General features: G+C 49.6%; 25 protein-coding genes. 18 read left to right on the top strand and 7 right to left on the bottom strand.

Annotated features, from left to right (window positions below; translation table 11 throughout):
• The first annotated feature begins 3 nt into the window (after positions 1-3).
• The 14 genes from P304_RS0108895 (at position 4) to P304_RS0108830 (ending at position 9,718) form a co-directional block, all read left to right on the top strand.
• Positions 4-291: a YggT family protein gene (locus P304_RS0108895; protein WP_034764865.1), complete on the top strand. Its 288-nt coding sequence runs from the start codon at positions 4-6 to the stop codon at positions 289-291.
• 24 nt (positions 292-315) lie between these two features.
• Positions 316-1,089, top strand: a complete 774-nt coding sequence (locus P304_RS0108890; protein ID WP_027390264.1) for a DivIVA domain-containing protein — start codon at positions 316-318, stop codon at positions 1,087-1,089.
• The gene (locus P304_RS0108885) at positions 1,076-1,366 is read left to right on the top strand and encodes a DUF167 domain-containing protein (RefSeq protein ID WP_051321554.1); all 291 of its coding nucleotides are present in this window, start codon (positions 1,076-1,078) and stop codon (positions 1,364-1,366) included. Before P304_RS0108890 ends, P304_RS0108885 begins: the two co-directional genes overlap by 14 nt.
• Entirely contained in the window at positions 1,348-2,400 is a 1,053-nt protein-coding gene (mtnA, locus tag P304_RS0108880) for an S-methyl-5-thioribose-1-phosphate isomerase (protein ID WP_051321553.1), read from the top strand. The genes P304_RS0108885 and mtnA overlap by 19 nt, the downstream gene beginning before the upstream one ends.
• The gene (locus tag P304_RS0108875; protein ID WP_034764863.1) at positions 2,397-2,957 is read left to right on the top strand and encodes an epoxyqueuosine reductase QueH; all 561 of its coding nucleotides are present in this window, start codon (positions 2,397-2,399) and stop codon (positions 2,955-2,957) included. Before mtnA ends, P304_RS0108875 begins: the two co-directional genes overlap by 4 nt.
• Before the next feature lie 96 nt (positions 2,958-3,053).
• On the top strand, positions 3,054-4,079 hold the full coding sequence (locus P304_RS0108870; RefSeq protein WP_027390260.1) for a rod shape-determining protein MreB: 1,026 nt from the start codon (positions 3,054-3,056) through the stop codon (positions 4,077-4,079).
• The gene (locus tag P304_RS0108865) at positions 4,034-4,921 is read left to right on the top strand and encodes a 1,4-dihydroxy-6-naphtoate synthase (RefSeq protein ID WP_152514513.1); all 888 of its coding nucleotides are present in this window, start codon (positions 4,034-4,036) and stop codon (positions 4,919-4,921) included. The genes P304_RS0108870 and P304_RS0108865 overlap by 46 nt, the downstream gene beginning before the upstream one ends.
• A complete protein-coding gene (rlmB, locus tag P304_RS0108860; protein WP_027390258.1) occupies positions 4,918-5,616 on the top strand; it encodes a 23S rRNA (guanosine(2251)-2'-O)-methyltransferase RlmB in 699 nt (232 codons plus the stop codon). Before P304_RS0108865 ends, rlmB begins: the two co-directional genes overlap by 4 nt.
• Positions 5,597-6,277 carry an O-methyltransferase gene (locus tag P304_RS0108855; RefSeq protein WP_027390257.1) on the top strand — a complete coding sequence of 227 codons (681 nt, stop codon included), beginning with the start codon at positions 5,597-5,599 and terminating at the stop codon, positions 6,275-6,277. Before rlmB ends, P304_RS0108855 begins: the two co-directional genes overlap by 20 nt.
• Positions 6,274-7,224: a sigma-70 family RNA polymerase sigma factor gene (locus tag P304_RS0108850; protein WP_027390256.1), complete on the top strand. Its 951-nt coding sequence runs from the start codon at positions 6,274-6,276 to the stop codon at positions 7,222-7,224. The genes P304_RS0108855 and P304_RS0108850 overlap by 4 nt, the downstream gene beginning before the upstream one ends.
• 27 nt (positions 7,225-7,251) lie before the next feature.
• Positions 7,252-7,857, top strand: a complete 606-nt coding sequence (locus tag P304_RS0108845; protein WP_034764859.1) for an L-threonylcarbamoyladenylate synthase — start codon at positions 7,252-7,254, stop codon at positions 7,855-7,857.
• 94 nt (positions 7,858-7,951) lie between these two features.
• Positions 7,952-8,650, top strand: coding sequence for an outer membrane protein assembly factor BamD (locus tag P304_RS0108840; RefSeq protein WP_027390254.1), 699 nt, complete (start codon positions 7,952-7,954; stop codon positions 8,648-8,650).
• A gap of 38 nt (positions 8,651-8,688) precedes the next feature.
• The gene (locus tag P304_RS0108835; protein WP_027390253.1) at positions 8,689-9,078 is read left to right on the top strand and encodes a flagellar basal body protein; all 390 of its coding nucleotides are present in this window, start codon (positions 8,689-8,691) and stop codon (positions 9,076-9,078) included.
• Positions 9,079-9,082: 4 nt separating this feature from the next.
• On the top strand, positions 9,083-9,718 hold the full coding sequence (locus tag P304_RS0108830) for a lysophospholipid acyltransferase family protein (RefSeq protein WP_034764856.1): 636 nt from the start codon (positions 9,083-9,085) through the stop codon (positions 9,716-9,718).
• Positions 9,719-9,766: 48 nt separating this feature from the next.
• Here the strand turns inward: P304_RS0108830 and P304_RS0108825 are convergent, their stop codons facing one another.
• The 3 genes from P304_RS0108825 to P304_RS0108815 all read right to left on the bottom strand — a co-directional run bounded on the left by P304_RS0108825 (position 9,767) and on the right by P304_RS0108815 (position 14,902).
• Positions 9,767-9,949, bottom strand: a complete 183-nt coding sequence (locus P304_RS0108825) for a hypothetical protein (protein WP_027390251.1) — start codon at positions 9,947-9,949, stop codon at positions 9,767-9,769.
• On the bottom strand, positions 9,946-10,470 hold the full coding sequence (locus P304_RS0108820) for an ATPase (protein ID WP_027390250.1): 525 nt from the start codon (positions 10,468-10,470) through the stop codon (positions 9,946-9,948). The genes P304_RS0108825 and P304_RS0108820 overlap by 4 nt, the downstream gene beginning before the upstream one ends.
• Positions 10,471-10,708: 238 nt before the next feature.
• Complete coding sequence (locus tag P304_RS0108815) at positions 10,709-14,902, bottom strand: P-loop NTPase family protein (RefSeq protein ID WP_027390249.1); 4,194 nt, start codon at positions 14,900-14,902, stop codon at positions 10,709-10,711.
• A 369-nt stretch (positions 14,903-15,271) separates the two neighbouring features.
• Here P304_RS0108815 and P304_RS14815 point away from each other — a divergent pair, with 369 nt between their 5' ends.
• From P304_RS14815 to ilvA, 4 genes are read left to right on the top strand one after another with little or no spacing between them, the layout of a single operon-like run.
• Positions 15,272-16,447 (top strand): HD-GYP domain-containing protein, encoded by a 1,176-nt coding sequence (locus tag P304_RS14815; protein WP_051321552.1) that lies wholly within the window; start codon positions 15,272-15,274, stop codon positions 16,445-16,447.
• Positions 16,444-16,896, top strand: a complete 453-nt coding sequence (locus P304_RS0108805) for a phosphatidylglycerophosphatase A family protein (protein WP_027390248.1) — start codon at positions 16,444-16,446, stop codon at positions 16,894-16,896. Before P304_RS14815 ends, P304_RS0108805 begins: the two co-directional genes overlap by 4 nt.
• A 15-nt stretch (positions 16,897-16,911) precedes the next feature.
• Complete coding sequence (locus P304_RS0108800) at positions 16,912-18,147, top strand: CinA family nicotinamide mononucleotide deamidase-related protein (protein ID WP_027390247.1); 1,236 nt, start codon at positions 16,912-16,914, stop codon at positions 18,145-18,147.
• 9 nt (positions 18,148-18,156) lie between these two features.
• On the top strand, positions 18,157-19,398 hold the full coding sequence (gene ilvA / locus P304_RS0108795) for a threonine ammonia-lyase (protein WP_027390246.1): 1,242 nt from the start codon (positions 18,157-18,159) through the stop codon (positions 19,396-19,398).
• 1 nt (position 19,399) lies between these two features.
• On the opposite strand, the gene P304_RS0108790 is transcribed toward ilvA, so the two are convergent.
• The 4 genes from P304_RS0108790 to xseA are packed head-to-tail and all read right to left on the bottom strand — an operon-like array spanning position 19,400 to position 23,427.
• Positions 19,400-20,242: a hypothetical protein gene (locus P304_RS0108790; protein ID WP_027390245.1), complete on the bottom strand. Its 843-nt coding sequence runs from the start codon at positions 20,240-20,242 to the stop codon at positions 19,400-19,402.
• Positions 20,243-20,279: 37 nt separating this feature from the next.
• A complete protein-coding gene (locus P304_RS0108785; RefSeq protein WP_027390244.1) occupies positions 20,280-21,644 on the bottom strand; it encodes a dipeptidase in 1,365 nt (454 codons plus the stop codon).
• Positions 21,645-21,659: 15 nt separating this feature from the next.
• On the bottom strand, positions 21,660-22,133 hold the full coding sequence (gene greA, locus P304_RS0108780; RefSeq protein WP_027390243.1) for a transcription elongation factor GreA: 474 nt from the start codon (positions 22,131-22,133) through the stop codon (positions 21,660-21,662).
• A complete protein-coding gene (gene xseA / locus P304_RS16250; protein ID WP_269077605.1) occupies positions 22,084-23,427 on the bottom strand; it encodes an exodeoxyribonuclease VII large subunit in 1,344 nt (447 codons plus the stop codon). Before xseA ends, greA begins: the two co-directional genes overlap by 50 nt.
• Positions 23,428-23,435 lie beyond the last annotated feature (8 nt).

The raw sequence follows: 23,435 nt of genomic DNA, 5'->3' as shown, positions 1-23,435 counted from the left end.
GAAATGGGTCATACTGTCGCGGGAAGCTTTATTGGTGCACTCTTTGGCACGCTGATGTTTCTGCTTAACCTCTACACATGGGTACTCATCGCTCGCATGTTCATGTCGTGGATTAGCCCTGATCCCAGCAATCCTATCGTCCAGTTTATCTATCGCATTACGGAGCCAGTACTGGCTCCGTTTCGCCGGATCATCCCACCTATTTCGGGGATTGATTTTTCGCCTATCGTGGTTTTTATAGCGATTCAGTTTCTCCAGCGGCTTTTAGCAAATTTGTTCCGTGGTTTTTGACAGGCAGTGAGGGAGGAGTAAAAAATGGGAGAAGAGACCCAACGCTTTGATACCGGATTTCGAGGGTACGACAAAGAGCAGGTCGATGCGTACATTGCGAACCTGCTCAGCGAAATTGAGGCGCACAAAGAGCGTGCTGACACAGCACAAAGCCGACTCGACCAGATTTCCGGCAAAGAAGAAATGCTACACGCCACGCTGTACCAAGCACAACTTTTTGCTGACAGCGCCCGCCAGGAAGCAGAAAAGCATCGTGATGAAATGATGGCCGAAACCAATCAACAACGCGCCGAAATTGAAGCCAACATAGCGGAGCGGCGTGCATTTTTAGAGCAGGGCTTGCAAGAGATGATGGATCGCTATAGCGCTGCGCTCAAAGAGATAAAGTTTGTCTTTAACTCTGGTATTGTCTTTACCGAACAAATGGAAGGGAAATACCAACGGCTTGTAGCAAAAAGCCAGACGGAAGAACGTGTTGATGACGAAACCCGTTTTGCGCTGGTGGATCCCATCCCCCCATCTGCCCCAAAAACCAACACTGCCACACAAAAAAACAAAGCGAGCGCCAAAAAAACTGTCGCGGATCAGGCTGCTGATGTTCTCGCAAAAATCGATAAAGCTCATGCCCAGCCAGCCAACACGGCTCAACCGAACGCACCGAAATCAAATGATAGCGATGCTGAATTTTCGCTCTATCGCAAAAAAGTAGAAAAACAAAGTGATGATGGCGAGTATTCCGAAGAAGAACTCGACCGCTTTCTCCGTTCCTTGCGCGAAGGTGGCGATGGCAAAGGATGAATACGAAGAAGTCACCTTTGACTTGCGGGTTATACCACGCTCCCGCAAAGAACAACTTGTGCATGAAGCGGGTTTTGTAAAACTAAAAATCACCGCGCCGCCCGTTGATGGCAAAGCCAACGAGCAGGTGATCGCCTACTTTGCGGCACTTTTGCGCATCCCACGATCGAGCATCACCATTCTGCGCGGTGAGCTCGGGCGACAAAAAACTCTCCGCATTACGGGGATAACCGCAAACCAGAAAAAGGAATATTTCCCATGGCTGACGCAATCGTAACTACTGCCCCTTTTGTTTTACAACTTCTCGATCAACGCATTCTCCCACTCAAGGTCGAATATATCGCGTGCCGCACACACAATGATGTCGCCGATGCCATCCGTACCATGGTCGTGCGCGGCGCTCCAGCTATCGGTGTCAGTGCAGCCTACGGCTACGCACTGGGCGCGCACGAAGTCACCAGCCACCCACTTGAAACCTTGGCCAACCACATGCAATCCGTCCGTACTACGCTGGCCGCCACCCGCCCGACCGCCGTCAATCTTTTTTGGGCGCTGGAAGCAATGGAAAAGGCATGCAATGCGCTCATACCAACCGCAACGAACACCGCAACCGTTGCGAACGCGCTCTGGCAACACGCGTGTCAACTCCATCAAGAGGACATTGCCATCAACCGTCGCATTGGCGCGCATGGAGCCGCCCTGCTGCCGGATCATGGCGGCGTACTGACGCACTGCAATGCTGGCGCACTGGCAACAGCAGGCTATGGAACCGCACTAGGCGTTATTCGTGCAGCAGTTGAGCAGGGCAAACGGATTCATGTTTTTACTGATGAAACGCGCCCTTTCCTTCAAGGAGCTCGCCTCAGCGCCTTTGAATTGATGGAAGACAACATCCCCGTCACACTGATTTGCGATAACATGGCAGGCGTCGTTATGCGTCAGAGAAAAGTACAGGCCATTGTTGTTGGTGCTGATCGCATCGCCATGAATGGCGACACCGCCAACAAAATTGGAACCTACACCGTCGCCGTGCTCGCTCGCGAAAATAACATCCCTTTTTACGTTGCCGCGCCCGTTTCGACCATCGACCCTCAGGCGGCCGATGAGTCCGATATCGTCATCGAAGAGCGTGACCCACGCGAAGTGACACACTGCGGTGGTGTCCAAATCGCACCGCACAACGTGGCGGTTTTCAATCCTTCCTTTGACGTCACACCAGCGCGTTATATCAGCGGCATAATCACGCAACATGGGATTGCAAAAGCCCCTTTTGACGAAAGCCTGCGGGAACACCTCAATCAGTCATTATGAAATCAACCGCGCTACCACCGCCCAAGGGACGAATGCTGCTCCACTCCTGCTGTGCACCGTGCTCCGGCACGGTGATAGAACGACTGAAAGAGCAGGTATCTATCACCCTTTACTACGCTAACCCCAACATCCACCCAGCAGCCGAATACACCAAGCGACTTGGCGAACTTGAACGATGGTGTCGTGACACTATCAACATTCCACTTATCGTCCCGCCGTACAATCCCACCCAGTGGTTTCAACGCGTGGCCGGACTGGAACATGAACCCGAAAAAGGGGAACGCTGCACGCAATGCTACGCGCTACGCCTTGAAGAAACAGCGCGTTATGCTGCTGAGCATGGGTATGATAGCTTTAGTACGGTGCTTTCTATTTCGCCACACAAAGATGCGACGCGTATCAATGCTCTTGGCACAGCACTCGGCGAACAATTTACAATTCCTTTTTACCAAGCAAACTTCAAAAAAGAAGGGGGATTTCAACGCTCTTTGGTCATCTCACGTGAAAACAATTTCTATCGGCAAACGTATTGCGGATGCATTTATTCTCAAAGATAGATCATTCACAGGTTTAATAATTGCCAAATAGGGTAAACTACGGTAATTTCCAACGGTATCTCTTTCATTTTCCTATTATCCGCTTGGAGGACTCCATTGATATTTGATGCCATAGTCGGGGTTTTTTCCCGAGATCTTGCTATTGACTTAGGGACAGCCAACACTCTTGTCTATTACAACGGGGGCGAAATACTCAGCGAACCGAGCGTTGTAGCCATAGATGAACGGACGAAATCGGTGCTTGCGGTCGGGGTAGAAGCCAAAGAAATGCTGGGGCGAACCCCCGGATCGATTACCGCCATTCGCCCGATGAAAGACGGAGTTATTGCTGACTTTGAAGTAACCGAAGCGATGCTGAAATACTTCATTCAAAAGGTTCACAACCGTAAAACACTCGTTAGCCCTCGCGTTGTTATCTGTGTCCCCAGTGGCATCACACAGGTGGAAAAGCGCGCCGTCAAAGATAGCGCACGCCAAGCCGGTGCGCGCGAAGTGTACTTGATAGAAGAACCGATGGCCGCTGCGATTGGCTCCGATCTGCCCGTCCAAGAACCAAACGGCAATATGATCGTCGATATCGGAGGCGGAACCACCGAAGTCGCTGTTATCTCGCTTTCTGGAATTGTGTACGCCAAAAGTGTGCGGGTGGCCGGTGACGAAATGGACGAAGCGATCATTCAATACATCCGCAAAAAGCATAACCTGCTGATCGGCGACCGGACTGCTGAAAAAATTAAAATTGAACTCGGTTCGGCCTATGATGTCTTCCCCGAACCGCTGATTATGCAGGTAAAAGGGCGCGACTTGATTGCCGGCATCCCCAAGCATGTTGATGTCAGCAGTGACGATATCCGCGAAGCGTTGCGCGAAACCATCTCTACCATCATTGATGCGATTAAGGTGGCACTTGAAAAAACACCACCGGAACTGGCAGCGGACATCGTTGACAAAGGGATTATGCTGGCAGGTGGCGGGGCGCTGATTCGTGGACTCGACCAACTGATTCGTGAAGAGACCAATCTGCCGGTTTCGATTGCCGAAGAACCACTGCGCGCTGCCGTGCGTGGCGTCGGGCGGTGCTTAGACAGTATTGCTCTGCTGAAATCCATCGCTATCGATTAACCGTTACCCACACCATGAAACCAACCCTGTTGCTGGGCATTAGCCCATGCCCGAATGACACGTATATCTTCCACCACCTGATTCATGGCCTCGAAGAGCGAGGCTATGATCTGGAAGTGGAGTACCACGACATTGAAACGCTGAACGAACTCGCCTGCGCGGGAAAATTTGATATCGTAAAAGTGTCGTACGCGTTACTCGATTCCCTGCTCGACCGCTACGTGCTCTTACGCAGCGGTGGCGCACTCGGATACGGTGTTGGCCCACTACTGGTCAGCACGCAGCCGCGTCAACTCTTTGCTGGCGCGCGCGTCCTTTCGCCCGGCGCACGGACAACCGCCCAAAAGTTGTTTTCCGCCTACAGTACCATCGATACGAGTATCGAATATCGCCCTTTCAAAACTATCATGCCCGCTCTCATCAACGGTGAAGCCGATTTCGGCATCTTGATCCACGAAAGTCGTTTTACGTATGAACAGCAGAAACTCCACCGTATTGCCGACCTTGGCACGTGGTGGGAAACAACCACGGGCGCTCCCATCCCACTTGGCGGCATTGTGATGCGCCGCAGCTTAGGTCATGCGCTGGCGGTAACACTGCAGAACGATATTCGCCAGAGCATCATCACCGCCACACGCACCATGGGCGAAACGCTGGCGTTTTGCCGCCAACATGCACAAGAACTCGACGATCATGTGATGCTAAGTCACATCCAACTCTACGTCAACGACTTCTCTTTTGATATCGGTGAAGATGGCGAAAAAGCGATTCGCCACTTTCTCGGCCAAGAACATGCCAGCAACACGACAACAACGACTGACGAAATATGGGTGACACAATGAAGATCAAAGGGTTGAATAATGTGATGGCCGCTTTACGCGAATCAAGCGTCGAAAAGGTATTCTGCTCACGCAATGTTGAAGAGTTGACTGCCGCCTGTAAAGCCATCAATGTTCCTTGTAAAGTGTTACCACGAGTAAAAATTGACGAGCTGTTTGGTGATAATCATCAAGGAGTCGGTGCCTTTATCGCCGAAATTCCTCAAATGCATCCGGCAGACATCTTAAAGCAGGCAAGTCGTTTAGTCATTGTCGACCGCGTGCAAGATCCCGGCAATCTTGGTGCTCTGATTCGCAGTGCCGCCGCCTTTGGTGCCGCCGTAGTGATGAGCGAACACGAGACCGCCCCTCTTTCTGACGTGGTTGCCAAAGCCAGCGCGGGGATGATTCACCACGTTCCACTGGCACGGGTCGCCAACCTCACCCGCTTTGTCGAGCAGGCCAAAGCCGCCGGCTTTTGGATTCTTTGCCTTGATATGGGTGGCAAACCACTAGCATCGCTCAAGTTGGACGGAAAAATCGGGCTGATTATCGGCAACGAAGGGACGGGCGTCAAACCAATCCTGAAACAGAATGCTGATTTTACCGGCCGCATCCCCATGGCACCAAAAGTCGAAAGCCTGAACGCCGCTATGGCCACTTCGATAGCACTGTACGAACTCGAACGGCAATGGCCCCATGCAGACCTACCCACTTGAACGACACGACGAAATCCTTCTGCCCCATGTTGATGCCTATATGGAAACGCTCTGGAAAACAACCGTCAACCAGAGCGAAGCGCACTTCATCAAACAGGCGCAAATCGCTGGCGTCCCTTCAGTTCGTCCCGACGTAGCACGATTTTTAACCTTTATGACAGCCGCATTACGTCCGAAAAGAATACTTGAGATTGGAACTGGCGCAGGCTATTCCACCTATGCCATGTTGCAAGGGGCGGGCAGTTCGCTGGAAACCCTACTCAGCATCGAAAGCAATCCGCAGCGATTTGCGCTGGCGCAAACCCTTTTGCATGGCACACCGCACAGTGAAAAACTCGATTTGCGCTGCGGAAAAGCTTTGGATGTGATCGCGACACTGAATGGCGACCCTTTTGATTTTGTGTTCATTGATGCCATCAAACGGGACTACCCGCGCTACTTTCACGTGCTCCCGTGCACACCACACGCCGTTATCGTTTTTGATAACATGCTGTTTCGCGGCATGGTAGCGAAAGAAAAAGCCGAATTGCCCACCCGCTACCATCAAGGGGTGAGCGAAATTGCAGAATTCACTCAATTTTTGACGCATCACGCAGCCTATACCACCACACTGCTGCCTATTGGTGATGGCATGATACTCGCGCGAAGGAGAGAGCTATGAGCGGCAACGAGCAAAGCGACGACACCCACGTCAACGAAGAAGAGGTTGCCGCAGAGGCAAGCGACGAAGAGAGCACAACCCGCGACGTTGGCGAGGAAGTGTATCGCGCCGCCAACCCATCGGTTGATAGCCTCAAAGAATATCTGCGTAAAATCAGCCGGATAAACCTCCTAACCGCTGACGAAGAAAAGTCGCTGGCGCGCCAGATTGCGGCCGGTGACCAAAAAGCATTTCACCGTCTGGTCGAATCAAATTTACGCTTTGTCGTGAAAGTCGCTATGAAATATCGCGATATCGACATGAACCTGCTCGACCTCATTAACGAAGGGAATGTTGGGCTCATCGAAGCCACCAAACGCTTTGACCCCGAACGTGGCACCCGCTTTATCACCTACGCCGTGTGGTGGATCAAGCAGGCGATTATTCAAGCCATTATTGCCAACAACAACACCGTTAAACTTCCAAGTAAACAAGCACGCATGGCGTCGAAAATCAATCATGCCAAACGGGATTTCCTGCGCGACAACGGGCGTGAACCAACCGAAAAAGAGCTGCAGGACGAATACGGTTTGGACACTTCACATATTGAAGATATCCTTCGCGCCACTCGAACCTACCTGAGCCTTGAAAGCCCTGTGGGCGATAGCGATGATTATTTTCTGAAAGATCACCTTGAAGCCCCACCAGAACAATTAACCGAAGAGTGCTATTCACGCCACATGATCGCCCAAGAAATCCACGATATCCTCAAAGGGCTCGACGAGCGTGATGCACACGTGATCGACCTCCGGTTTGGAATTACCGAAGGGGTTCCCAAAACACTTGATGAGATCGGGCAGATTTTACACCTCTCAAAAGAGCGAGTGCGGCAACTGGAAGAAAGGGCATTGACAACGCTACGCCGACGCGCGAAAAAACGTCACCTCGAAGAATATCTCCAACAATAATACATTCCCAGACAAGGAGCCATTGGCGTGAAAACATTTTCTATTCACCCCCACAACGTCGATCAGCGCTATATCAATGAAGTCGTCGAAATACTCAAATCCGGCGGCATCATCGCCTACCCCACCGACAGCGCCTACGGTATTGGTTGCGACATCATGAACAAAGAGGCTATCGCCAAAGTACGACGCATTAAACAGCTGCACGACACAAAACCGCTGACATTTGTCTGCAGCTCGCTTTCAGACGCGTCGGAATATGCGGTTATCGATAATGCCAGCTACCGCATTATTCGCCGCCTGACCCCTGGCCCGTATACTTTTTTACTCGATGCCACCAAACTCACACCGAAAGCCGTGCAAAATCCCAAACGGAAACGGTGCGGCATTCGCATCCCAGATAATCCCATTTGCCACGCGCTCGTACAGACACTTGGCCGACCAATCATTTCGACCACGGCCAAAATTGACGGTGAGCCGACAGGCGACCCGTGGCATATCTATCAGGAATTCGATGGACAGCTCGATGCACTGATCGACGGCGGCTACATAGAAGAAGGACAAACCACCGTATTGCTGTTTGAAAATGGCGAAGTGGAAGTGATCCGTCAGGGGCTGGGCGAAGTCGATCTGTAAGCGTTGGCTGAAAAACCAGCCATACTGCATCAGCCGTTTACAAACCAACATTGCTCCCTTACAATGCCCCGCAAAATCCTGAACAAGGTGGAACATGAAACACAGTATACTGACCCTTTTTCTTGCACTCAGCCTGAGTGGCTGCGGATTTAGTTTCTCCGACGTTCTTAGTATCTTTAATTTCGGCCCACAAGACGACACCCTGATTGATGCCAGCTCAGAAAGCCAGCAAGCTCGCAGCCTGATGGAGCGCGGCAAATATGAAGATGCCCGCACAACATTGCGTTCACTCTCGAATAGCGCCACCGACCCAATGGTTGTCGCCGGAGCGTTACTTGAAATTGCGCGCAGCTACGAACTCGAAAAGAACTGGTTGGAAGCCTCGCTCGAATACGAACAGTTCCTTGGACGCTATCCCGATCACCCCAGAGCCGATCAAGCGATCGAACACTTGATCATTTCGCTCCTCAAACAGTCCGAACGGGTTGACCTTGACATTACACAGGCGCGCAAAGCCTACTCGGCAACCTTCATGTTCCTTGAAAACTATTCGTATTCCACGCGCAAAGAAAACGTTCTACAGCTCCAGCGTGAAGCATTAGAAGTCATTACCAACCACGAAATCTATGTGCTTGATTTCTACCTACGCACCAATCGCACCCTGCCCGCACAAAAAAGACTCAACGCCGCCCTTGACGCCTATCCCGAACTCGCGCACAATACGAAAATCCAAACAATAAAAAATCGCATTGAAGTACTGCAGGAAAAAGGGAAAATTTCCGATACGTGGTAACAAGATGAACGGGTTCCCCAAACGGTAGGAGATTTGTCATGATAGACGCATTTTTTAACACCGCTTCCGCTTTGCGTAACATCGGCGTGCAACACTCCGCGACCGCCAATAATCTGGCGAACGTCAATACGGATGGGTATAAATCGCAGCGCGTAAACGCAACGGAAGGCCCTCGTGGAGGAACACAACTCACGGGTGTCGAACGCGACACTTCGCCGGGTTCTCTGCGCCCCACTGGCATTCCAGAAGACAAAGTAAGTTTTAGTTCAGAAGCCATGAACCTAACCGGATATCGTGAAACGTCAAATGTGGATCTGGCAAAAGAGTTGGTGCAAAACAACATCTTCGGGTACGCAATGAAAACCAACACCAGCGTAATGACAACCCAGAACGCGATGGTGGGGACGCTTCTCGACGTCGTTTCCTGATGGCATGAAACGACTGACTCAGGTTCTCGTTCCACTACTTTTGCAGGCCTATTTAAAAATCTGCCTACTCACCTGCTCCAAGCGTTATGAAGGGGTTGAATACCTTGACGCGCTGGAACAGGAAACGCACCCTTTCACCCTTGCCTCGTGGCACGGGCGACTTTTAGGGGCGCTGTTTTTGTACCGCCGAGGCAACGTGTTTGCCGTTATCAGCAACCATCGCGATGGAGAGCTGATCGCACGTGTTATCGAGTACTTCGGCCACCAGAGCATTCGCGGATCATCAAGCCATGGCGCCGCATCGGTTCTTCGCCTGATGATCCGCAAATTGCGCGAAGGAGCCGACATTGCCATCACACCTGATGGCCCCCGGGGACCCGTTCATCACGTTAAACCCGGTGCCGCCGCTGCCGCGCGCTCAACTGGCACACCAATTCTTCCCATCAGTTACGGTGTTTCACGTGGAAAGCGCTTTGCAAGCTGGGATTCGTTTCTCCTCCCATACCCATTTGCCACCCTTTATTTTGTCGTCGAACCACCACTCTATCCCAGCGAAACCGAAGACGAAACACAACTCTGCCAAGCCCTTGAAACGGCGCTGAATCGTGCAACACAAAAAGCCGATGCCCACCTGCGCTGATAAAATTTGCGCTATCGCAAAACTTCGTTTCTAGCTTTTCAAATATCCCTATGAATTCTTCTCGTCACCTTCTCTTACCACCATCCGTTTGACAACCATCCCATTAGCATAGGTCACAAGTGGAGTGCGGGTGCGCTCGGCATCGCGGCGCGCTTGCTGAGCCGCCCTACGTAAAGCCGCTGCGCTTTGCGCCAAATCGCTATCTGCTCCTTTACGTTTATCTGTTTTCATAGTTTTTCCTCCAAGAGAATTGGCTCCTCGCCCGAGTTGTCATACACCTGCCAGCAATCCAACAAGGGACGATAGAGATTATCAAAATACTGCCAACCGGCAACAAAGCGACGCCGAATGACAGGATCCGGAATTACATGCCCACCTTGTGCGACACGGGTGGCGACTCGCTCAATGGCAAGCTCTACGCTGGCGAGCTTCAGAAAAATCAGTTTTACCCGATAGCCTTGCGCTCTCCACTGCGGGATCAATTTTGCGTAGCCTCGTCCTGCCAGAGTCGTCTCAAAAGCAAAACTCTCACCCGAGTTGACAAGGCTAGTGATCCTTTTAAACATCAGGCGACCTGCCGTCACCGCCACCCGCTCCGGCGCAAACGGGGATAAACCCGCCGCGATCAAATCCGCATTCACAAAAATAGGACAATCCGCTTCATTTGGAAGAAATTCCCGAGCAAAACTCGTCTTCCCCGCCCCATTCGGACCAGCAATTATCACAATCTTCTTTTCAGGTCTTTCAAGCATGTGACTCAACTTTGTCAACATTCGCATAGGCTATGTACCGCCTGCAGGCGACGCATTCGCAGACCAAAGATATCTGGTCGGTGGTGAGGATACCTACCCGATTACTCAACATATCATTACAAACTCCATGAAGTATGGCTATAGCGCTTACGATAACCGGAAAAAATAACGCTGAAGAACCAAACGGGACTTAATTTTGTCAAGTGAATATTATCCATGCACCCTATAACAATAAATCCTACTGAATATCTTTAATTACAGGTCTAATTTCGCCTTTTATATGACCATTTTTTAAAGTATAGACCCCAGAAAGTTCAAGCCATTGCGAAAAATGTATTCCACTAAATGATGCTCCATAAATATTCTTTTCACCTAGGCAAGTCCAAAATACTGACAACTTATTTTCCTTTAAAAATCTCTGTAAAGCGTCTTTCTTAACAATCAAGTTTGAAGACCCACCGTCTATGACGGATAGATCCAACACAGTCACTTCGCCAGTTTCATTCAACCATTCGCCAATATTATTTGAATACTGCAAATTCATTTCTAAAAACATTAACCTTCGAGGTGATAGATACGATGGTTGGTTTTCATAATCCGCACCCGATTCCCAGATATGCCTTTCTGCTGTAGGCAAAACATGCGCAATCACATTATCTCTATTTTCGTCAAGAACCTCTTCCCAGCCATAACCACCGTAATATGGCTTATCAAAATATTGGTAAGCTGGTGACCAATAATATTCACGACTAAATACCTGATAACGATCATAGCTTTCAGGGAACCAGCGTCCCATGAAATGTTGAGCATTCAAATAAGCAAGCAATTCTGCCTCATCCTCTTCTTTTACAAAGTAGCTTCTTATCTGATACCAAAGATGTTTTCGAGGATAGTTGTATTTATCTTGGCCTATGGGCACAGGCTCTTCCCACGAAAGATGATTCTCTAAAACCATCCATTCATGAGACTTTGAATCAGTTAATGGAATTATATCTTCTGGATTGAGTAAATCACTGTCGCGGACTAACCACTCTTCGTTCTTATAGTTCCAATCACTATATTTATGCTTAACCGTTATAGGACTGCATGCATCTTCTAAAGGACGAATTATTACGGTTGGATCAATATTTCTTACAAACGGATTCCAAGGGCCTTGGAACCATACATATTGTTTGTCATCACCCCAGCGTGTTGATTCATCGATCATCTTATGATTATCAGAAATACGTGCTAAAACCTCATATAGAGCAATCCATTGGTATTTTTTTCCGATCCTTTCTGTTTTATTTCTATGTCGGTCACCACTACTCGCACGCCTGTCAAATTTTCCGTGCTTCTCAACATCATATCCATATTCTTCAAAAATTAGTTTACAAGCATAATTGCTTAAATCATTTGGGTCGAAGTCACCCCAAGCATGTAAAGCACTTTGAAATGTGTAGCGACCAAAATCTCCGTAACTACACATCCCACGGCCATATTCAGTGACCATTGAACTTAATATTGAATTTTGTCCCCAATAATAATCTTTGAATTCTTTGGAGTTATAGTCGTATCGATAAGCGTCGATTTCCTCATTAGCTGGAAAGGTCGTAGGGAATGAACTCTTATATGGTGGACGAACTATTGAAATATCATCAAGCGAAAACCGTTCTTTGTAGATTCCAAACTCAACAATGTTTCTTGCATAATCCCTCACCAATACATTCACATATACTTTTTCAGCCCTAAAAATGGTTTTTACAATATACTGAGACAGTGTATCAATATCGCCAAGTTCGTCTGAGCGCAAAACTGCCCCATATGCTGCAGCAAAGATGCGTTCATAGACATATGGATCATTAACTTTTTCAAATTCTGACAAAAGGCTAGTTATTGTTTTTATATTATTTTCGAGTAAGACGATAAGAGCCTTTGTAGCTGAATCTCTAAAGGAAATATTTGTACTTGTAAAAATCCATGCCAATGCTTTAGCTGCTAATAAGCGTGACTTATCTGATAAATACGATTTGTCCTCATCAAGCACGCCCCAGTCAATAAGCCTAAACATTGAGGTTTCACGGCTATCTTGATTATGAAGATAGGTTGTCCAAACACTATCTCTGTCAGGTAATGAAAACTGCATTAAATACTTATGCAACCTGTCTGCATTGTAAAAGTGTTCTGGATCTAATGCGACGGAATAAACCATCTGGAAGAATTGGTCAAAAGATTCTACATAACGCAAAACATGCTCATTGACATATGTAATTGTCTTATCTTTTATGGTTCCTGGGTCTCTCCAAATCAGACTATATATAAATGAGTTAATAATATTTAGATTGTCTTTACGCTCATCATCAATCAATTCATACAGCTCATAACCAGTTCTTTCTGGTATTTGAATAGCAAAGGCTTCCACAATTCCCTGGCTGGCGGATGATTTTTCAACATAGTGATAGAGTCCACCACCTACCTTAAAGAGTGATTGCAGGTCGTCTTCCGAGTATTTATCGAGCAGATACGACACGGTAAGATGATCATCAAATCGTTCATACGCCAAGTAAACACCTTCTTCATACTCGTTCTTTCCTTTCCAGAATAAGTTTTTTGAAAGAACACCTTCAGAAATAAGTGCGTCAAGAAAGCGGCGTTTACTACTATATTTTGACAATGTATTGTCTGCAATCTCGAAGGCATTCTCGTAATTGATATGGTCTAAACTTTGTTCAAGTTTATATGCAATGATTTTATGAATGACCTTTTTGATAAGGTTTTGCGTGGACGGAAAATCAAAATAATTTGGATGGGATAGTTTTTCATTAATGCTATTAATAAAAAACTCAATGACGCTGCTGATTCCACCATATCCTTTAGGGATTTTTATTAAATTGGATCGGTTTAATCCTTCACAAAATAATTTAAGAAATAGCGGATTACTAAACTCAGGGTTAAGTAATGGTACGCTTGGCTGCTCGATACCATATTGGGAAAAGAAAAAACTGGATGCTTGATATTCAATGCTTTCAAACCCATTATGCCTCAATATGGTCATTTTCTCGTTAGTGAGAATTTCTTTTGGTATCAATAACTCTTTGTAGGAAGAGCGAATACTCAGAATCAGCCCTATCCATGGATAGTTTTTGAAAGCAGATACAAACCCATTAATATGGTCACGCCAAAAATATTTACCCCTTCCTTCATTAATCGCATCTATGATAAATAGCAGCCTTTCTCCTTGTGCTTCAGCTTTGGCATTTAGCGCGCCCAGAAGTTGTTTTTCATTACAATCAAGCCGGAGTAAACTTCTTAGGATTTGTGTCCATGGAGGCTCTTCAGATGTGAAATGCTGACCTAAAAGCAGAATGCAGGATTTGTTGGAATTGATTCTGTTTAAAGCAATATCAGCCAACAAATGCGATTTACCGATCCCCGCCGTGCCAGAAAGAAGAGCAAAAGGATTATTCAATAGCTTTAATATTGGGCTGTGGATAAAGTTAATGAAGTCATATATAGCTCCCCATGCTTCATTGATGTGGTGTTTTATGTAGTCACGGGACTCCTTTTTTTCTTCATTTTTATTTGTTTGATCGTCGCAATTTGCTAAAGACCTCTTTATAGTATCTATACTTCTTTCCAATGAATTAATATCAATTAAAGACAACTCTTTATTCTGAGACAGCGCGAATTGATACTCAATATCCGATATGGACTGCTTTATTTCTTTGATTTCATTATCAACTCCCAAGCTACTTAAACTACTTACTGCTTTGTTTATACTTAGTATCAATTCATGAAATTTGTGTTTAACAGCTTCTCGGTAGATATCATTTTTAGAAATTGCATCAAAATACTTTGCAATCTCTAACTCAATGTTAAGCTCAGGTGTATATCGTTTACCTAGATTCTCAATGCTTGTATTAACCTGGCTTTTGAACCAACTGTCTGAAAAATCATCTTGAGAGAACCAAAATAATTTTCTACCAGCGTGTTTTTCTTGTGAGAGTCGATAAATTAGTTCAGAACTACCCCAGTATTCAAAGATAATATCTCCGCCTTGTGATTTGACGTAATCTGCCCATGCTTTTGTTTTTTCATTCCATCGATCCATAAACCAAGTTTGCTGCTCTCGTCTTGGATCTTGTCTATCTAATGGAATACAAATGAAATATTTTTTGAGACTTGGGTGTGTACTTAGTGCTGTTTTAAAGGAATCTTCTACCTGATTCCATTGGGAAGTACCCATTGAAGAAAAATATTTTGCTTGCCAACCATACTCATCACCATTTTCTAATACACAATAAGCTTCCACCCCTCCATCAGGAGCCGCTACACGATAAAATTCTTTTCTACCTTCAATAGACTCTTCTCGTGCTAATTGGCAGACCAACTCCTCAAAAGCATTATTCTGAGAGTTATTGAATGATTTGATATCCTGCCATCTCAATGCCATATAACTCCACAGGGTAATTTTTTCTTCTCAGGCATAACAAACTATTATACAGAACGGTACAATCCCGCACGCCCTCTTGTATTTGATAGCCCTGAAGTTTTCAAGATAATTAAAACTGCAACTGGATAGCGTGTAGTCTTCATAAGCTATACCGGAAACTGCATACACGATAAGCGCAGAATGGATGTCGATTGCACATGGTTCTACGAGCGCAATGGATTCATTGAAACATCTAGCAACTAAATAGTATACTTTCCGTCAAAGCGTGCACCCTTTTCACTTGACTATTCCGGATGAGGCAACGAAAATTGGCATCATTTTGCGAATCACAAACCGCTTTTTTTCGGGTGTAGATAAGGGGGTTGCGTCATGCACGACTATTACGATGAATTTGATTCCACCGGCACGTTTCGTCGTGAACTCACTCCCGATGAGATGCTCAAGCTTATTTTCGAGTATGTCGCCAAAATTTCGAATGAAAAGCAGGTCGATAATCTGCTTGTCCTGATGGCCGACCTTGGCCGACAGCTGGTGGTCGCTGACCGTTGTACGCTGTGGCTGCTTGATGATGCCAAAGGTGAGTTGTGGACAAAAGTCGCGCACGGCATCCCTCCCATACGCATCCCCGCTACTGCTGGCATTGTGGGTCACGCAATTACTGATCGCGAACCAATTATCCTGAACGATGCCTATGCCGACCCCCGTTTTAACCAGGAAGTTGACCGCAAAACTGGCTATCGCACCCGCAACATTCTCGCGCTGCCGATTCACAATAACGATGGCGAAGTTATCGGGGCATATCAGGCGATCAACAAAATGACCGAAGCCGCTGCCTTCAGCCCGAAAGATCTTGAATATATTGCGCTAGCAGCCTCGTATTCTGGGAAGGCACTGGAGTCGGCCATCCTCTACCAAGAAATTGAAGACACTCAAAGAGAAATTATATTTACCATGTCTGAAGTCGGCGAAAGCCGTTCGAAGGAAACTGGCAACCACGTTAAACGGGTTGCGGAGTACTCGCGCGTGCTCGCCCAAGGAATCGGGTTGCCGGATCGCGAAGTGGAAATACTCTGTCTCGCCTCGCCCATGCACGATATTGGCAAAATCGGTATTCCCGATGCCGTGCTGAAAAAGCCGGGCAAACTCACCGAAGAAGAGTTTGAAATCATGAAAACCCATGCCAGCCTCGGCTACGAAATGCTGAAAAACTCACGCCGACCGATACTGCGAGCTGCCGCGATTGTTGCTGGCGAACACCATGAAAAATACAATGGGCGTGGCTATCCACACGGCACCAAGGGTGAGGAAATCCATATCTACGGACGCATCACCGCTATTGCCGATGTCTTTGATGCCCTTGGAAGTGATCGCTGCTATAAATCCGCTTGGCCGCTCGATAGAATTTTAAATCTCTTCCGCGAAGAGCGCGGCCAACATTTTGACCCACATCTGACTGATGTTTTCTTTGATCGTCTCGAAGAAATAGTCGCCATCCGCGATAAATTCAGCGATATCTTCACGAAAGAAACGGCACCCGAGGCATGAAACCACTGTGGGACATGCTTGCCACGGGCGGCTATACCGGCAAAATGCCCTTTGCACCTGGCACATGGGGAACACTTCCGGGCGTTGCCCTTTTATGGTTCACCGGCTCGTGGCTACTCTCCGCCAAGCTTGCACTGGCACTTTTCCTCATTCTGGTCGGTGTTTTCTTGTCACAAAAGGGGATTGAATATTACAACAACGAAGACCCAAAACAAGTCGTAATCGACGAAATTGCTGGCGTCTACGTTGCTGGGATGTGGTGGCCGCCAAGTGCGCTCGTCCTGATACTGGCATTTCTGGCTTTTCGCTTTTTTGATATCCTCAAACCCTGGCCCGTGAATCGTGCCGAGGCGCTCCCCGGCGCTTTCGGCATTATGGCCGATGATATCGTCGCCGGCATCTATGCGGCAGGCGTACTTTTTTTACTTTCATTTTTCCTAACGTATTAAAGGTAGAGGCTGATTATGAAACATGCCGCCGTTTTCGCCATCGGCAATGAACTTCTGGGCGGCTACGTCCTGAATGGAAATGCAAAATACCTCTCAGAACTTCTTGAAAGCCACGGCTACAGTGTCACGCGCCATTTGGTCGTCGGTGACGATATTACCGTCATTGCCAATGCTTTTCGCGAACTCGCTCAGGATCACCATTTGGTCATGGTGACTGGCGGTCTTGGCCCAACCTCAGACGACAAAACTCGTGAAGGGGTGGCGTGGGCGCTCGGCGTTGAACTGCAGCAAGACTTTGCCTCACTCGACCGCCTTGAAGCGCTGATGGCGAGTCGCAACCGTGCCGTCAAAGAAGCGCATAAGCTCATGACTTTTTTCCCGCAGGGAGCCACCATCGTCCCCAACGACGTCGGCGCAGCCGATGGATTTTACTTCACCATCAACGAGTGCTGTTTCCTTTGCATGCCCGGCGTTCCCGTTGAAATGCAAGCCATTGCCGATCGCTTTTTCCGCGAGCATTTACCAGAAGATAGCTCGTACATTGCCACGACAATCCTCTCCTACTACGGCATACCCGAGTCTGACATCATGGATAAAATTCCCCACCTGATGGAAGGAACGCGCCACACGATTGGGCTCCTCCCCAATGACGGTATTGTCCGAATACGCATTGTCAGCCGTTCTGACTTCTCACAAGGTGATGCCACTGAAATTGGACAAACCGTTGTCGGCGAAATCCTTCCGCTTTTCCCTAGCGAGAACCTTTTTTCGAGCAGTAATCTTGATCTGAACGAAACGATTGTTCAACGCCTCATCCGCTCTGGAAAACAGGTGGCGCTGGCCGAATCATGCAGCGGTGGCAAGCTCGCGGATGCCATCATTTCTGTTCCAGGCGCTTCTGCCATTTTCCCGTATGGTGCGGTGTTTTATTCCAATGAAGCCAAACAGCGACTGCTTGGTGTCCCACAACACACCCTTGAAACCTACGGTGCCGTGAGTGCCGAAACGGCGGCAGCGATGGCGGAGTCGATCCAACGGCTGGCCAATGCCGACTACGGCGTATCAACAACTGGGATCGCTGGGCCAAGTGGCGGTAGCGCAGAAAAACCTGTCGGAACTGTCTATATCGGTATTGCCACGCCAAGCGGCGTGCGCGTCAAACACGTTCTTTTGCGGGGCAATCGCGAGCTTATCCGTCGCCGTGCCACACAAGCGGCACTGTTTGAACTTTACGATGCCTTGGAAAAGTAGCCAGACAGCATGACACAAACACCACAAAAACCTTCACGCCTTGACCTAGTACACGAGGCGCAGAAACGACTCTGCGGCGAAATCATCAATACGCCACTGCTCCACTCAAAAACCTTTTCCCACATGGCGCACACCAATGTTTTCTTAAAACTGGAAAACCTGCAATACACTGGCGCCTTCAAAGAGCGGGGCGCGCTGAACAAAATACTAACCCTTGACGATGCCCAGCGGCAACGCGGCATCATCGCCGCCAGCGCCGGCAATCACGCCCAAGGCGTCGCCTACCACTGCCAGCGGCTCGGCCTGCCGTGTACCATTGTTATGCCGGAACACACACCACTCATCAAAGTTTCCAACGTCCGTTACCACGGTGCCGAAGTGATTCTGCATGGCGGCGGCTACGACGATGCCTACCAGAAAGCGACCACCATCGGCGACGAGCGGAACCTCACTTTCGTCCATCCCTTTGATGACCTGAGTGTCATTGCGGGACAAGGGACCATCGGGCTGGAGATTCTTGCCACGAATCCCGACATCGACACCGTCGTCATCCCCGTTGGCGGCGGCGGGCTCGCTTCCGGCATCGGCATCGCGGTACGCGAAACAGCTCCGCACATCAAAATCTACGGCGTGCAAAGCGCGCATGCCCCCGCCATGTACCACTCATTCAAAGAAGGAAACCGCGTCGAAATCGCGTCGGAAGGAACCATTGCCGACGGTATTGCCGTCAAAACTCCCGGCGATCTCACCCACTATTTGCTCGGCATGTACCTTGACGACATGTTCACCGTGAACGACGACGAAGTTGCCAAAGCCATTTTGAACATGCTCGAAATCGAAAAAATGGTTGTGGAAGGGGCGGGAGTTGCGGCGCTCGCTGCCGTCATCAGCGGGAAAATCCCCTGCGGAACCAACACCGCGGTGATCATCAGTGGCGGCAATATCGACGTCACCCTGCTTTCGCGGATTATCAACCTTGGCCTCACCAAAACCGGTCGCCAGACGAAAATCATCGTTGCCCTGCCAAATCGTGTCGGCGAACTACACCGCGTCACCGGCGTGCTCCGCGAAATGGGAGCCAGCATTGTGCAAGCGCTGCACGACCATTCCTATTCCATCGACTCGCTACGCGTACTGGACTCTGCTGTGGAATTCACGCTGGAAACACGTGGACATGACCATATCGAAGCCATCTACGCCGCTCTGCGCGGACAAGGATATCGCGTGTACCATCCGGCAACGCGGGAGTAGGTTACCCTTTGCCCTGAACAGGTTTCGGCACCTGCGCTTCACACGGCACTTTTGTCTGACATAAACCGCAGCCCGTTTGCGCGACCTGATATTTTTCGGCAACGGCAGCGGGAACCGTTCCATAGACATATTGACTGCATTTCACTTTGTCATGCCCGTGCGGCCCGATGGCAGCGACAGGGCATCTTTGTGCACACGCCAAGCACGTCCCCTGCGTGGCATAGAGGCAATACTCCGTGTGAGTTTGATATGGGCGTGGGGAAATGGGGAAAGGGAGGTCTGTCACGACACTGCCACAGCGATGCGCGATCCCTTTGGCGGTGATCAAAGCATCGTTGATGGAAAACGTCCCAAGTCCGGCCGCATGTGCGGCGTGACGTTCCGACCAGCTGGAGGCAATCCCCACCGGAGTATCATTGTACTGTTTCCAAGCGGCCAACCGCTGCGGTGCCAGCGCCTGAGCGCCATGCTGCTGTAAAAAAGCTACGACGTGCTGACGCAGTGCGCCATTCATTTCTTCGCCGTAATTGCGCATATAAGCCCAATACTGCGCGGGATACTCTGTTGCCGCACGATTGGCCAAACGCACAGCTTTCGATGCCGGAAGAATCCAACTCATCACAGTTTGTGCTTGCCACGTCGCTCCCACAGAAGCCACACATTCTTGTGGCGTGAGATGAAAAGCGCCAATCACTTGCTTGTACTCGGTAAAAAGAGGGTCATTCGCGGCAGCAAAACCGACCAGCGGCGTTTCCACGCATGGGCTATCGCTGTCTGGCAAACGGTTGAGCGGATGATGCCGAATGAATGACTCGATTTCGTGGATAAGTGCTGATGGGTGCATGGCAACCTTCCTTTTTCTCCGCCAAAACGTTCGCGATCTACTCCCCCATGTACTGATACAGTCGTACCAGCGCTTCCATGCCCGTCCACGCTGTTGGCAGGTGGAACGATTCGTTCGGCGAATGGATGCGTGCTTCCGGCAAGCAAAAGCCAATCAAGAGGCTTTCCATCCCAAGGATAGTGCGAAAATCGGCGACAATCGGAACCGATCCCCCTTCACGTACCAGATACGGTTCTTTACCGAAGGCTTCCGTCAGGGCGCGGCGAGCGTGCGTCAGCGCAGGCAGGTCGTTCGGTGTCACAACCGGATAACCACCGGAATGGTGCACCACTGTAATCGTTACGGCTTGCGGTGCCTGCGCACGGAAAAACGCTTCGACGCACTGCGCGATTTTTTCTGGCTGCTGGTCGGGAACGAGGCGGCACGACACTTTGGCGGTCGCCACGGCAGGAAGCACGGTTTTGGCACCTACGCCAGTAAACCCGCCCCAGATACCGTTCACTTCAAATGTCGGGCGAATGCCGGTGCGCTCCGGTGGCGTATAGCCCGCTTCGCCCCAAAGTTCGGCGACGTCGAGATCGGCTTTATATTCCATTTCATCAAACGGCACACGTGCGAGGTCGCGCCGCTCGGCGTAGCTGAGTTCCGCCACGTCATCATAGATGCCGGGAATCAGTATCCGTCCATCCGCATCTTTGGCCTGAGCAATCAGACGGCAAAGGATTTCGGCGGGATTGGCGACTGCACCGCCGTAAATGCCAGAGTGCAAATCGCGGTTCGGCCCCTGCACAATGACTTCGAGGTAGCACAACCCGCGCAGCCCAGTCGTAATGGTCGGCTGCCCTTTGGCATACATGCCGCTGTCAGAAATAACCACCAGATCGGCGCGCAGCGCTTCCTGATGTTCTTGGAGAAATGCTGGTAAATTGGTGCTCGAAACTTCTTCTTCCCCTTCCAGGAGAAACACGACGTTGACAGGCAAGGTTCCGGTAGTCGCCAGCAAGGCTTCAATCACCTTGATGTGCATAAAGAGCTGACCTTTATTGTCGGTCGCACCACGCGCGATGATATACTCGCCGTCCACGAATGGCGCAAACGGATCGCTGTGCCACAGTTCATAGGGGTCGGCAGGTTGCACGTCGTAATGGCCATAGATCATGACAGTCGGCGCATCGGGTACACCGCGCCAGCTCCCAACCACCACGGGATGACCTGCCGTCGGCAGCACGGCGGCATCGTTGATGCCCGCCTGACGCAGGAGTTCGGCGGCAAACTCTGCGCAGCGCACCATATCAGCGACATGCGCCGGGTCGCTGGAAACAGAGGGGATAGCAAGGAACTGATGGAGCTCTTCGAGAAATCGTTCCCGATTGGTTGCCAGATACGTCAATGCGTCTTGCATATACCCCCCTTCGTACTACTCGATAGTAATCGCTAAAATTTCATACTCCACGTTCCCTTTCGGGGCATGGACAACTGCTTCATCGCCAACTCGCTTGCCTATAAGGCTCTGAGCAATGGGGCTGGTGACGGCAAGCATATTATTCTTGTAGTCCGCTTCATCGTCACCAACGATGGTGTACCGGATTTCTTCGTCCGTTTCCAAATTGAGCAAAGATACGGTCGCGCCAAAAACAACTTTGTCGTTGCCGAGTTTGCTGGAGTCTATCACTTCGGCACGGCCAATTTTGTCTTCTAACTCTTCGATGCGCCCTTCCACAAACGACTGTTTATCGCGTGCCGCGTGGTATTCAGCATTTTCTTTTAAGTCACCATGCGCACGTGCCACAGCCACTTCTTCTTTGACGCGGGGGCGTTCCACCGCTTTGTAGTGATCCAACTCATTTTTGAGTTTTTCGAGACCTTTTTTTGTCATGGGAATTCTGTTCATGTCTAACCTCATTATTATTCTGCTTAATAGTTATAGATACGGTTCCATCGGCAAAAAGCACTTCTAAATCCTGCCCCGGTGTTGCCTGCTGCACGCTGCGAACGATCTTGTGATCTGGGGTTCGTAAAACCGCGTATCCACGTTCTAACGTCCGCTGTGGCGAAAGGTGCGTAATGGTTGTCCGCAACCGCTCCAATCGACTTGCCCGTTGCTGCCACTGCCACAATGCCGCGCGCTCGAGTCGTGCGGCGATCCCCTCAATCCGAAACACATACCGGTCGATGGTACTTTCCGGGTCAAGCGGTAGAATGCGACTCCGCAGGTGAGCGAGGTGTTGTTCGCGTTGCCGCGACTGGTGCATGGCGATACTTTCAATCCGGCGACCACACTGGCTGGCGCGGAGCGTTGCATTCGCGAGGCGCTGCTCTAAACGGTGCCGAAGCACCTCTTCTCGACGCTGAATCAGCTGCGTTCCATGAGCCACTTTGCTCTGTATCGCCCGCTCTAAACGCTGGCGACCCTGCTGTAACTGCTCACGTGCACGCCGATACGGGGTTGCCAAAAAGTGGCCTAACGCCGTAGGAGTTTCCAGTCGCTGGTCGGCAACTAAGTCAGCAATGGTGACATCGGTTTCGTGTCCCACGGCAGAAATGACGGGGACGGAAGAACGAAAAATCGCTTCGGCGACGATACGGCTGTTAAACGGATGCAGGTCACTCAACGAACCACCACCACGGCTGACGGCAATCACCTGTACTCCAGAGCGGGAAGCACTACTTATAGCACGAGCAATCTCCATGGCCGCGCCACTTCCCTGAACCGAAGTATGATAAATGGTACACGTGAGCACATGTAAAACATCGGACGCGGTCGACAGGATATCCTGTAGTGCCGCGCCCGATTCGCTGGTAATCAGTGCGATAGATTCCACGAAAGGCGGAATCGTTTTTTTCTTGAGTGTATCAAAATATCCAATATTGGCAAGCTCTGCTTTTAACTGCAAAAACTCTTCATACAAAGCACCATCACCAATTGGCTCAATCGCTGTAGCAATTAACTGCAAGCCACTGTTGTACACATCCAGCGCACCAGAGCAGGCCACCATATCGCCACGCTTAAACGTCTGATCGCCAAAATTGCGATTCTTGAAAAACGCAACATTCAGCGTTTCGTCGCCCTCTTTCAGGGTTAAGTAGGTGTGACCCGAAGGGGCGCGACTCACACTGAACACTTCACCCCGAACGCTGAGCGTGCCGTATTCCCGCCGCAACCCGAAACGCACCTTGAGCAGCAGGGAAGCAA

Origin of the sequence: Chrysiogenes arsenatis DSM 11915, assembly GCF_000469585.1 — a bacterium.
Taxonomy (GTDB): domain Bacteria; phylum Chrysiogenota; class Chrysiogenetes; order Chrysiogenales; family Chrysiogenaceae; genus Chrysiogenes; species Chrysiogenes arsenatis.
The sequence above is the reverse complement of the archived record's forward strand: the minus strand, read 5'-3'. Positions and strand labels throughout refer to the sequence as shown.